The following is a 12,083-nucleotide window of genomic DNA, read 5'->3' as shown; positions in this document are numbered from 1 at the left end:
ACATATACTTTTATAATACTTTTACTATATTACAAATCGCTAAAAATGTTAACTATAATTGTCTCAAACGTGCAAGAACTTTTTCCTTCCCTAATAGAGAAATAGCCTCAGGCAGGTCTGGCCCATGAGTTTGACCTGTTAACTTAGAGCGAATTGGCATAAATAAATTTTTACCCTTTTGACCAGTAGATTTTTGAACAGCTTTCATTGCAGCTTTAATTTCATCTGCTTTAAAATCTGATAGGGATTCGACCTCATTGGCAAATGCTTGCAGAACCTCAGGCACCTGTTCTCCAGCCAATACTTCTTTTGCTTCTTCTTCATAGTTTACTTCATCCTGGAAAAATAATTCTGTTAATGGCACGATTTCCGCCCCAAAACTCATTTTTTCTTGGAATAAAGCAATTAATTGACGTCCCCAGCTTGTTTGCTCTGGAGATAATTTCTCTGGAAGACGACCAGATTTGATTAAATGCGGTAATGATATTTCTACCAATTTATCTACATCTAAGTTTTTAATGTATTGGTTATTCATCCAAGTAAGTTTTTGTTTATCGAATAAAGCTGGTGATTTTGAAAGACGATTTGCATCAAAAATCTCAATAAATTGTTCCTTTGTGAACATCTCTTCCTCACCCGATGGTGACCAACCTAATAACGTAATGAAGTTAAATAAGGCTTCTGGCAAATAGCCTAACTCTTCATATTGTTCGATAAATTGAATGATACTCTCATCACGCTTACTTAATTTTTTACGGCTTTCATTAACAATTAAAGTCATGTGACCAAATTGGGGAACATCCCAGCCAAGAGCTTCATAAACCATCAATTGCTTCGGTGTATTAGAAATATGGTCATCTCCCCTTAGTACATGGGTGATTTTCATTAAGTAATCATCAATGGCAACGGCGAAATTATAGGTTGGAATTCCATCCTTTTTAACCATTACCCAGTCGCCAATTCCATCAGATTCAAATGAAACGTTACCCTTTACCATATCTTCAAAAGAGTAAATTTTGTTAGCCGGGACTTTAAGGCGAATGCTTGGTAAACGACCTTCTGCTTCAAAAGCCGCTTTTTGCTCCGTAGTTAAATGGCGACACTTCCCAGAGTATTGAGGGTTCTCACCTTTCTCAATTTGAGCTTCCCGCTCCGCTTCAAGTTCTTCTTCAGTACAGTAGCATTTATACGCTTTTCCTTCTTCTAACAGTTGAGAGTAGTATGTTTCATAAATATCATTACGTTCCGATTGACGGTAAGGACCGTACTCTCCGCCAACATCTACACTTTCATCCCAATCGATACCCAACCAAGCTAAATATTTTAGTTGACTTTCTTCTCCGCCTTCAATATTTCTCTTTTTATCGGTGTCTTCGATTCGAATGATGAATTTTCCACCTTTATTTCGTGCATATAAGTAGTTAAAAAGAGCTGTACGTGCATTTCCTATATGTAAATGTCCCGTCGGACTTGGTGCATAACGAACGCGAACCTCGCTTGACATATTTATGAATCCTCCCAAAAAATAATATTGGCTAATTGCCCATATATTTTAACATATTGTGCCTGAATTTCATTACACTTTTTGTAGTAATACCGCTACTTGAGAAGCAATTCCTTCTCCTCGACCAGTAAACCCAAGTTTTTCAGTAGTTGTTGCCTTAACATTCACTTGATCAACAGTTGCCTCTAGTAAATCAGCAATTCGTTCACGCATTTGCGGAATATATGGAGCCATTTTTGGCTTTTCGGCAATAATGGTGCAATCGATATTTACTAGACGATAGCCTTTCTCCTTTACAATTTCCCATACTTGCTCCATAAGCTTAGCTGAATCTGCATCTTTAAATTCTGGATCAGTATCTGGAAAATGTCTACCGATATCCCCTTCACCAATCGCACCTAAACAAGCATCCGCTACAGTATGTAAAAGTACGTCTGCATCTGAGTGACCTAACAAACCCAATTCATACGGAATGGTAATTCCACCAATAATCAATGGTCGATTTTCAGTTAATTGATGAACATCGAACCCTTGCCCAATTCTAAACATTTCATTAACTCCCTTCAACTAAAAAGCTTATATTAAGCCAGATAAAATAGCATTCGCAAACGATAAATCTTCAGGGGTCGTTAGCTTAATATTATTGTAATCCCCTTTAACAATAGCGACCTTTTCACCTAAAAACTCTACTAAACTTGCGTCATCGGTCCCTAAAAAACTCATTTTTTCAGCATGTTGGTGGGCTTTATATAGTAACGGAATACGAAAAGCTTGTGGGGTTTGAACTGCCCACAAGCTAGAACGTTCCACAGTTTCTATAACCATTCCATTTGCCACTTTTTTAATCGTATCCTTAACAGGAACTGCCACAACAGCTGCTCCGAAGTTTTCAGCTGATTCTACCAATTCAGCAATAAGATCCTTTTGAATAAATGGCCTTGCCGCATCATGAACAAGCACAATTCCGTCAACCGTTATGTTCTTTAAACCATTATAAACACTATGTTGTCTTTCTGTTCCACCCGATACAAAGGTTACCTTTTTTTCAATTTGATACTTCTTAATTAGATGATTCATTTCTACTTGATCATCAGGATGAACCGACATAATGACTTCTTGACACTGATTATCAGAATTGAAAGTACGCAATGTATGAATAAATACAGGAATTCCTTGTAATTCTAAAAATAGCTTATTTTTGCCCGCACCCATTCTCTTACCCATACCTGCAGCAGGTAGAATGACTTGATACACCATAAAAAATAACCCCTAACTCCTATAATGCTTTCTCTAATAATTTAGGCTTTGCAAAAATCATTCTTCCAGCAGAGGTTTGGAGTACACTTGTCACAAGAACATCTATTCGCTTCCCAATAAATTCTCTGCCATCCTCTACAACAATCATGGTTCCATCATCTAAATAGGCAACACCTTGATGATACTCCTTACCATCTTTGATTACCTGAACGCTCATTTCTTCCCCAGGTAATACCACTGGCTTTACTGCATTTGCGAGATCATTGATATTTAAAACCCCAACTTGTTGAAGCTCACATACTTTATTTAAATTAAAATCATTCGTTACGACATAACCATTTAATAATTTTGCTAATTTTACAAGCTTGCTATCCACTTCTGAAATATCTTCAAAATCTACCTCATGGATTTCAACTTTCACGGATAGTTCCTTTTGAATTCGATTTAAAATATCTAATCCTCTTCTTCCGCGATTTCTTTTTAGAGCATCTGATGAATCAGCAATATGCTGTAATTCCTCTAAGACAAAACGAGGGATGACAACTGTCCCTTCTAAAAAGCCGGTTTGGCAAATATCCGCTACTCGACCATCAATAATAACACTCGTATCTAGAATTTTAAAGGAATGTTTGTCCAGTTTCTCTTGTTCCTCTTCACCAGACTTCTTCCGTCCTTTATTCCCAAACAAACTCAATAATTCATCGCGTTTTTTAAACCCTACCTGAAATCCTAAGTATCCAAATAGAAGCGTAAGGATGATTGGCGCAACTGTATTAACAACTGGAACTTGAATCGCATTAAGCGCGAAACCGATTAAAAAGGCGACGAACAAACCAAAAATAAGACCGATACTCCCAAATAGAACATCAGTAATAGGAACTTTCAGTAAGGATTCTTCTACCCATTTTACGAAATCAACAACGTAATCGATTGCCCAAAAAGTAATAAAATAAAAAATAATTGCACCTAAAACAGCTGAAATATATCCATTATTCAAAAGAGGAATGTGATCAAGATTTATTAATCTTAGCAAATCAGGGATTAAAAATATCCCTAGAGTACCTCCAATAATAAGGAAGCATGCCTGCACAACACGTTTTAACATTCCTTCACCTCCTTATAACCATTATAAACAATTTCAATCGTTTGAAACGTGTTATCCAGTAATATTTTAACTATTATAGTTGTCTGTCCGCAAATAATTGCTCCTTGATTAACTGTAAGCCTTCTTTAATCTTTCTAGCACGTACTTCCCCAATTCCCTCGACATCGTCCAATTCTTCAACTGTAGCTGAAACTATATGTGGTAGGGTTTGAAATCGATTAATAAGGTTTTCGATAATAATTACTGGTAATCTTGGTACCTTATGAAGCATGCGATAGCCTCTTGGACAGATAAATTCATCTAAATGAACATAGCCTGAATGTCCAAGTTGCTTTAAGAAAAAGGAATCTTCAATCACTTCTTCATGAGTCATCTCCTGGAATTTACAAAGTACTTGTTGATGGTCAATTTTTCGATCATTTGCATAATCCTTTATCACAAGTGCTGCTTCCTCTTCCATATCGGCTAATAGCTCGTTCATTTGAAGATAAATTAATCTACCTTCTATACCTAATTCATTCAAATAGTTTAACAGTTCATTTTTTATACGTTGTACCATTTCAACTCGTCTCAATACCTGGAGAACGTCCCCATATGTAACAAGCTCCTCAAATTCAAGAATACCTAGGTTCGTAATAGCTTGTTCTAATACATTTTTATACTTATCTAACGTTTGAAGTGCCTGATTAGCTTTTGCTAAATTTACGGCAATATCTTTAATCGTATAACGAAAATTCCCTTGATACAAGGTAATAACATTTCTACGTTGGGAAATAGCAATGACAAGGGCCTTCGTTTGCTTAGCGACCCTTTCAGCTGTACGATGACGCATACCTGTCTCAGACGAAGGAATAGCTGAATCCGGAGCTAGCTGGGCATTAGCAATTAGTATTTTATTACCTTGTTCATTTAAAATAATTGCCCCATCCATTTTGGCTAACTCATACAAAAAGCTTGGAGTGAATACACAATTTACTTGAAAGCCACCATCGACTATTTGTGCCACCTTATCATTATAGCCTAGAACTATGAGTCCACCTGTATTAGCACGGAGTACATTATCTATCCCATCACGAATCGGTGTACCTGGGGCCACAAATTGTAAAACCTCACTCTTTTTCTTATCGCTTTGCTTTTTTGGATCCATCTATTGGTTCCTCCTAATCTAATGTCGCTTTAAGAGCTTCTGCTACCGTTGAAACTCCAATCAATTCGATGCCAGCAGGAATCTTCCAGCCACCTAGATTATTAGCCGGGAGAATGACCCTAAGGAATCCTAGCTTTGCTGCTTCTTGGACACGCTGCTCTATTCTTGATACCCTTCTTACTTCCCCAGTTAAACCTACTTCTCCTACAATACAATCCGTTGGTCTTGTCGGCTTATCTCGAAAGCTAGATGCTATACTAACCACTATGGCCAAATCAATGGCTGGTTCATCAAGCTTTACCCCACCCGCTACCTTTAAATAAGCATCCTGATTCTGAAGGAGCATTCCCATTCGTTTTTCTAAAACAGCCATTAAAAGAGGAACGCGGTTATGATCAATTCCTGTTGCCATTCGTCTTGGATTTCCGAAGCTAGTTGGAGAAATCAACGCTTGAACTTCAACTAACACAGGTCGAGTTCCTTCCATAGAAGCAACTACTGTCGATCCAGCCGTCCCTTTAGAACGCTCTTCTAAAAAAATTTCAGATGGATTTTCCACTTCTTCGAGACCGAATTCCTTCATTTCAAAGATACCCATTTCGTTAGTAGAACCGAACCGATTTTTAACTGCTCGTAAAATTCGATATGTATGATGTCTTTCTCCTTCAAAATAAAGAACCGTATCGACCATATGTTCTAAAAGTCTCGGACCGGCAATTGAACCTTCTTTTGTTACATGTCCGACAATGAATATAGCAATTCCTTTTGTTTTAGCAATTCTCATCAGTTCAGCTGTACATTCACGGACCTGTGAAACACTACCAGGTGCCGAAGTAACATTCGGATGGAATATCGTTTGAATGGAATCAATAATAACAAAGTTAGGAGTCATCGCTTCTATCGTTTGATTGATGTCCTCTAGATTTGTTTCAGAATAAACTAGTAAATTCTCTGACATCACACCTAAACGGTCCGCGCGCAGCTTCGTTTGTCGTAAAGATTCCTCACCAGAAATATAAAGGACACGGTGATTAAGAATCGCTAATTGTGATGAAACCTGAAGCAATAATGTTGACTTCCCAATTCCTGGATCCCCACCAATTAGAACTAGAGAACCACGAACGACACCTCCTCCGAGAACACGGTTCAATTCGTTTAACTTTGTTTGAACTCGAGGCTCATTTTCTGTCACAATGGATGTAATGGGTTGCGCTTTAGACATCGATTTATCAGGACTCGAATGAGCAAATGCCCCTCTCCTATTTTGCCCAGTTCGCTCGATTTCCTCGACCATCTTGTTCCATTCGCCACAGCCTGGGCATTTTCCCATCCATTTAGCAGATTCATACCCACAATCCTGGCACATAAATTTTGTCTTCTGTTTTGCCATATATTTCTTCCTCTCTTTAAATTACCAAGTTTTGATCATTTTTATGATAATATTTTATTTTATTATAATGATTAAGACGCTTTTTTGTTTTTAGAGTAGAAGATTAGGACAAAATAAGCATTCCTCAAAAAACGAAAGAGGTACACGAGTTGTGTCATTCGTGTACCTCAGTCTCGTTTTAAGTTTAGCTTTCAGTTGGTTGGGCAGTTCTGACGACAAACTCACCGTCTTCCACATCAATTAAAACCTGATGTCCAGTTAATACATTACCTTTTAGTAGCTCTTCAGATAATCGATCCTCAATATGCTTTTGAATTGCTCGGCGTAATGGACGTGCTCCGTATTCTGGGTCGTATCCTTCTTCAGAGATTTTATCTTTAGCCGCTTCCGTTAAGCCAATATCAATATTTTGCTCTTTCAAACGTTTTACTAATTGATCGGACATTAACGTAACAATCTCTCTAAGATGTTTTTTCTCTAATGCATGGAAAACAATAATTTCATCAATACGATTTAGGAATTCAGGGCGGAATGCCTTCTTCAGCTCCTCCATCACCTTCCCTTTCATATCCTTGTAGCTATGTTCGCCATCTTGAATATTAAACCCAACATATTTATTGCTCTTAAGTGACTGAGCCCCAACATTTGACGTCATGATTAAGACTGTATTTCTAAAATCGACCGTTCTACCCTTAGAATCGGTCAGACGACCATCCTCAAGTACTTGAAGTAGAATGTTGAATACATCTGGGTGAGCCTTTTCAATCTCATCTAACAGTATGACGGAATAAGGCTTTCTACGAACCTTCTCCGTTAATTGTCCACCTTCTTCATAGCCTACATATCCTGGAGGCGAACCTACTAGTCTAGAAGTGGAATGCTTCTCCATGTACTCGGACATATCAATACGAATCATCGCATCCTCATCACCAAACATCGCTTCAGCCAACGCTCGACCAAGCTCTGTTTTACCTACACCTGTTGGGCCTAAGAAGATAAAAGAACCAATAGGACGCTTAGGGTCCTTCAAACCAGCACGAGCTCGGCGAACAGCTTTAGAAATCGCTATTACTGCTTCCTCTTGGCCAATTAACCTAGAATGGAGAATTTCCTCAAGCTTTAATAGTTTATCTGTTTCGGTTTGTGCTAATCTAGACACTGGAATTCCAGTCCAGCTAGCTACCACATTGGCGATATCCTCCACTGTGACTTCATTATTTTCTTGACCTTGTTTTTCTTTCCAACTTTTCTTTGTTTCTTCAAGCTTTTCTCTTAAACGTTGTTCAGTATCTCTTAAAGATGCTGCTTTCTCAAATTCCTGGCTCTGAACGGAAGCATCCTTCTCTTTTCTTACCTCTTCAAGCTTTAACTCTAACTCCTTTAGATTTGGAGGAGTTGTATAGGAACGAAGTCGAACCTTAGAGCCTGCTTCATCCATCAAATCAATGGCCTTATCTGGTAAAAAGCGATCAGAAATGTAGCGATCGGATAGCTTAACCGCTGCATCAATAGCTTCATCTGTTATCGACACACGATGATGAGCTTCATAGCGATCACGTAGTCCGTATAAAATTTGTACGGATTCTTCAAGAGTTGGCTCATCTACACGAATAGGCTGGAATCGTCTTTCTAAAGCTGCATCTTTCTCAATATACTTACGGTATTCATCGAGTGTAGTGGCGCCTATACATTGTAACTCACCACGTGCTAAAGATGGTTTTAAAATATTAGAAGCATCAATAGCCCCTTCTGCTCCACCTGCACCGATGAGGGTATGAAGCTCATCAATAAAAAGAATAATGTTTCCAGCTTGGCGAATTTCATCCATTACCTTTTTCAGACGGTCTTCAAATTCACCGCGATACTTTGTTCCGGCTACTACTGTACCCATATCTAAAGTCATCACACGTTTATCTCTTAAAATTTCAGGAACCTCATTGTTCACAATTTGTTGAGCTAAACCTTCAGCAATCGCTGTCTTTCCTACACCTGGCTCACCAATTAGGACTGGATTATTTTTAGTACGGCGACTTAAAACTTCAATAACCCGTTGAATTTCTTTACTACGCCCAATAACAGGGTCAAGACTTCCTTCACGAGCAATCGCTGTTAAGTCACGTGCTAAACTATCTAATGTCGGGGTATTTGCATTAGCTGTTGCCCCTTGATGCCCACCAGATTCATTGCTCCCTAGTAGTTGTAGGACTTGTTGGCGAGCTTTATTTAAGCTAACCCCCAGATTATTTAATACTCGAGCGGCTACACCTTCACCTTCTCGAATCAGACCTAATAATATATGCTCCGTGCCCACATAGGAATGGCCAAGCTTTCTCGCCTCATCCATAGAAAGCTCGATTACCTTCTTTGCTCTAGGAGTATAATGAACGGTTTGTGAAGTATCCTGGCCTTTTCCAATCAGATTCTCTACTTCCTTTTGGATTTTATCAGACCCTAGACCAAGAGCATTTAATGCTTTTGCAGCAATTCCTTCCCCTTCACGAATTAATCCAAGCAAAATATGTTCTGTACCAATATTATTATGTCCTAGTCTAATAGCCTCTTCTTGTGCAAGAGCTAACACCTTCTGTGCTCTTTCTGTAAATCGTCCAAACATCATCGTACATTCCTCCTATCGGGTATTATTTCTCTAATTTAAGTCTCTCTCTAATCAAAGTAGCTCTTCTTATATCTCTTTCATTTGGGCGGAGTGCCCCGCCTGCAAATTGCTGAAGAAATCCTGGTTGAGTTAAAATCATTAATTCATTTAGTATGTTTTTAGAGATATCCTTTATATAACCCATATCAATCCCTAAACGAACATCTGACAAGCACTTTGCCGCTTCCTTTGATTCAATGATTCTACAATTTGATAAAATTCCTAGAGATCGAAAGACCCTGTCTTCTAATTGTATGTTAGAAGTTTTCGCTAATGCTTCTCGTGCGTTTCTTTCCGAAAGAATTAGTTGACTAACAACACTTATTAAATCTGAGACAATATCATCTTCCGACTTACCTAGAGTAATTTGATTGGAGATTTGAAATATATTACCTAACGCTTCACTACCTTCACCATATATCCCTCTAACTACTAACCCAAGTTGATTAATAGCTGGAATAATCCTATTCATTTGTTGAGTTAAGATAAGTCCAGGCAAATGCATCATTACCGATGCTCTTAATCCTGTTCCGACATTTGTTGGGCAACTAGTTAAATAACCGTGCTTTTCATCAAAGGCATATCTCACATACTGTTCTAAATAATCATCCATCTGACTAGCTAATTGTAATGCCTCAACTAATTGTAATCCCGGGAACAAGCATTGTATTCGAATATGATCTTCTTCGTTAATCATAATACTTACTTCTTCATTTTCTGATAGTAAAACCGCAGCATGAGGAGAATCCTCTGCTAAATGGGGACTGATTAAATGTTTTTCTACTAAAACTCGCTTTTGTAAGGATTGAAGCTCATTCATTTTTAACAATTCAAGTGACTTCAAAGGGGAGCCATCTTGTATGACTTGCTCTAGAGTTTGAATAATCAATGCAGCTTCTTCATTTGTAGCTAAAGTTGGGAATTTGTACTCCTGTAAGTTACGCGCTAACCTTACTCGCGAACTTAAGACAATGTCAGAATCAGGACCATCCTCACTCATCCATGAGCTGATTGCCTGACTCAAAAAACGTTCTAATGACACCTTTATTCCCCTCCTTCAGACCCGATGTTCAAGAGTCTCTCTAACGAACGGATTTCATCACGTATGACAGCTGCACTTTCAAACTCTTCTTTAGAAATTAAATCCTTCAGGCGAGACTTCTTATCTTCTATTTCTTTACGTAATCGAATATTTCCACCCATTTTTTTCGGGATCTTACCGTTATGACTCCAGTTACCACTATGAAGTCTTCTTAAAATAGGCTTTAGCTGATCCTTAAAAGCATCATAGCAATGAGAGCATCCAAATCTCCCTACTTTAACAAACTGAGGAAAAGTCATCTTACAATGATCACATTGTTGAATCTCATTCTGTTGAAAAGCATCTTGTTTAGGCTTCGGAAAATCATGGTCTACATTTAAAAGTCCTGCTAACAGATTATGAATAGGAAAAGCGGATGTACCATTCATCATGAACATCTCACCCTTTTCATGGGCACATTTTTCACAAAGATGAATTTCCGTTTTCTCACCATTCATGATTTTTGTAAAATGTAGAGTAGCTGGTCTCTGATTACATTCCTGACAAATCATGTTTGCTCACCCACTTAAAATTAATCTATTTATATTTTAATGATGTTAACATTGCTCTAAGCATTCTTGCTCGCAATTCATCCCGGTAAGGAAGGTCAATATATAAAACAGAACGGTCTATCACACTCATCATAATTTTTGCTTCACGATTGTTAATAACCTCTTCTCCCACAAGACGGAAAATCACGTCTTCAGCACTGTTTTGGCTTATTCGGTTTGCAAATAGCGCCAGTAGCTGTTCAATTAAATGGGCATGATCGTCTGTTTGTACTTTCATAATTCTGATATATCCACCGCCACCACGCTTACTTTCAACGATGTAACCTCGCTCAATTGTAAATCGAGTATTAATGACATAATTTATTTGGGATGGAACACATTGAAATTTATCAGCGATCTCACTCCGCTTTATTTCAACTAAGTCAGAATCACTAATGTCTAATACTTGTTTTAAATAACTTTCAATGATATCAGAGATATTTCTCATCCGAACACCTCCTAATCTGACTTTGACTATCTTTGACTATATTATAACGAATCAATATTTAAGAATCAACTTGCATGATTCCCCTTTTTTCATTTTCGCCAAAAATGGGCAGGTCGAAACGTTTTGTTGTGGAATTTAGAGTTTTTTGTTCGGATTTATGAGCTGATTCTTAGCATCTACCTGCCTTAAAAAATACTATATGTGCCGTTTATTAATTTCGTTTCCGGAATGGTAACTTCTAGTGCAGTACCTAAATCTAAAAAAAGGGTCGTTTATGTATTTAAATTAGTGAACCTACCACTATTTCCTTCATAGTTATCATATTAGTTAGTACAAGCAGGGGAAAAAACGTTTGTTTTCTTGTATTTTGGATGGGTATACAGAAAAAAATCAGCGAAGAAATTCGCTGATTTTCAGATGCTGATGACTTTTTCTTGATTTATGCGCCTTTTTACGGCGTCTTTGGGTCATTTTGTCCATGTTATGCGCCTATTTTCGGCATTAATGCGTCTAAAAAACAACATTATGCGCTTTTTTCACATTTTTGTCACAATAACCCTATTATTTTCTTCATACAAAAAAGCAACCCAAATGGGTTGCTCTTTAATTTGCCTGGCGACGTCCTACTCTCACAGGGGGAATCCCCCAACTACCATCGGCGCAAAGAAGCTTAACTTCCGTGTTCGGTATGGGAACGGGTGTGACCTTCTTGCCATCGCCACCAGACTGTATTCATAAGGAAATGTTATTTGCTTACGCAAAAACTTTATTCCCTCAAAACTAGATAATGTAATAGAAGAAGAAGTAAATCATATCGCTTTTAAAATTTGGTTAAGTCCTCGAACGATTAGTATCAGTCAGCTCCACACGTCACCGCGCTTCCACCTCTGACCTATCAACCTGATCATCTTTCAGGGTTCTTACTAGCTTACGCTATGGGAAAT

General features: G+C 38.0%; 10 protein-coding genes, 2 rRNA genes and 1 other annotated feature (1 of these 13 running past the window's edge). All 12 genes read right to left on the bottom strand.

The annotated features are described in order from the left end of the window. Window positions 1–2: a binding site (T-box leader), on the bottom strand (it extends 222 nt beyond the left edge of the window). 50 nt (window positions 3–52) lie between these two features. Then, a complete protein-coding gene (gene gltX / locus LRP83_RS18775; RefSeq protein ID WP_230498242.1) occupies window positions 53–1,504 on the bottom strand; it encodes a glutamate--tRNA ligase in 1,452 nt (483 codons plus the stop codon). 72 nt (window positions 1,505–1,576) lie between these two features. Then, window positions 1,577–2,053, bottom strand: a complete 477-nt coding sequence (gene ispF, locus LRP83_RS18770) for a 2-C-methyl-D-erythritol 2,4-cyclodiphosphate synthase (protein WP_230498241.1) — start codon at window positions 2,051–2,053, stop codon at window positions 1,577–1,579. A 27-nt stretch (window positions 2,054–2,080) separates the two neighbouring features. Further along, on the bottom strand, window positions 2,081–2,761 hold the full coding sequence (gene ispD / locus LRP83_RS18765) for a 2-C-methyl-D-erythritol 4-phosphate cytidylyltransferase (protein WP_290369583.1): 681 nt from the start codon (window positions 2,759–2,761) through the stop codon (window positions 2,081–2,083). Window positions 2,762–2,780: 19 nt separating this feature from the next. Continuing rightward, complete coding sequence (locus LRP83_RS18760) at window positions 2,781–3,866, bottom strand: PIN/TRAM domain-containing protein (protein WP_230498240.1); 1,086 nt, start codon at window positions 3,864–3,866, stop codon at window positions 2,781–2,783. A gap of 73 nt (window positions 3,867–3,939) precedes the next feature. After that, complete coding sequence (gene disA / locus LRP83_RS18755) at window positions 3,940–5,013, bottom strand: DNA integrity scanning diadenylate cyclase DisA (protein ID WP_230498239.1); 1,074 nt, start codon at window positions 5,011–5,013, stop codon at window positions 3,940–3,942. A 13-nt stretch (window positions 5,014–5,026) separates the two neighbouring features. Beyond that, window positions 5,027–6,403: a DNA repair protein RadA gene (radA, locus tag LRP83_RS18750; protein WP_230498238.1), complete on the bottom strand. Its 1,377-nt coding sequence runs from the start codon at window positions 6,401–6,403 to the stop codon at window positions 5,027–5,029. Window positions 6,404–6,587: 184 nt separating this feature from the next. Beyond that, entirely contained in the window at window positions 6,588–9,020 is a 2,433-nt protein-coding gene (gene clpC / locus LRP83_RS18745) for an ATP-dependent protease ATP-binding subunit ClpC (protein WP_230498237.1), read from the bottom strand. Window positions 9,021–9,042: 22 nt separating this feature from the next. Then, window positions 9,043–10,101, bottom strand: a complete 1,059-nt coding sequence (gene mcsB / locus LRP83_RS18740; protein ID WP_230498236.1) for a protein-arginine kinase McsB — start codon at window positions 10,099–10,101, stop codon at window positions 9,043–9,045. A 2-nt stretch (window positions 10,102–10,103) separates the two neighbouring features. Next, the gene (gene mcsA / locus LRP83_RS18735) at window positions 10,104–10,652 is read right to left on the bottom strand and encodes a protein-arginine kinase activator protein McsA (RefSeq protein ID WP_230498235.1); all 549 of its coding nucleotides are present in this window, start codon (window positions 10,650–10,652) and stop codon (window positions 10,104–10,106) included. 25 nt (window positions 10,653–10,677) lie between these two features. Continuing rightward, on the bottom strand, window positions 10,678–11,139 hold the full coding sequence (locus LRP83_RS18730; RefSeq protein WP_230498234.1) for a CtsR family transcriptional regulator: 462 nt from the start codon (window positions 11,137–11,139) through the stop codon (window positions 10,678–10,680). A gap of 610 nt (window positions 11,140–11,749) precedes the next feature. Then, window positions 11,750–11,865 (bottom strand): 5S ribosomal RNA (rrf, locus tag LRP83_RS18725). Window positions 11,866–11,966: 101 nt separating this feature from the next. After that, window positions 11,967–12,083 (bottom strand): 23S ribosomal RNA (locus LRP83_RS18720); the annotation flags it as partial.

The sequence above is a fragment of the Pseudoneobacillus rhizosphaerae genome (assembly GCF_917563885.1).
Lineage (GTDB): Bacteria > Bacillota > Bacilli > Bacillales > Cytobacillaceae > Pseudoneobacillus > Pseudoneobacillus rhizosphaerae.
Note: the sequence above shows the minus strand (reverse complement) of the source record. Positions and strands in the feature narration are given on the sequence as shown.

Excerpts from the sequence above, each read along its gene's own strand:
- gltX (WP_230498242.1), bottom strand. The coding sequence starts at position 1,504 with ATGTCAAGCGAGGTTCGCGTTCGTTATGCACCAAGTCCGACGGGACAT.
- ispF (WP_230498241.1), bottom strand. The coding sequence starts at position 2,053 with ATGTTTAGAATTGGGCAAGGGTTCGATGTTCATCAATTAACTGAAAAT.
- ispD (WP_290369583.1), bottom strand. The coding sequence starts at position 2,761 with ATGGTGTATCAAGTCATTCTACCTGCTGCAGGTATGGGTAAGAGAATG.
- LRP83_RS18760 (WP_230498240.1), bottom strand. The coding sequence starts at position 3,866 with ATGTTAAAACGTGTTGTGCAGGCATGCTTCCTTATTATTGGAGGTACT.
- disA (WP_230498239.1), bottom strand. The coding sequence starts at position 5,013 with ATGGATCCAAAAAAGCAAAGCGATAAGAAAAAGAGTGAGGTTTTACAA.
- radA (WP_230498238.1), bottom strand. The coding sequence starts at position 6,403 with ATGGCAAAACAGAAGACAAAATTTATGTGCCAGGATTGTGGGTATGAA.
- clpC (WP_230498237.1), bottom strand. The coding sequence starts at position 9,020 with ATGATGTTTGGACGATTTACAGAAAGAGCACAGAAGGTGTTAGCTCTT.
- mcsA (WP_230498235.1), bottom strand. The coding sequence starts at position 10,652 with ATGATTTGTCAGGAATGTAATCAGAGACCAGCTACTCTACATTTTACA.
- LRP83_RS18730 (WP_230498234.1), bottom strand. The coding sequence starts at position 11,139 with ATGAGAAATATCTCTGATATCATTGAAAGTTATTTAAAACAAGTATTA.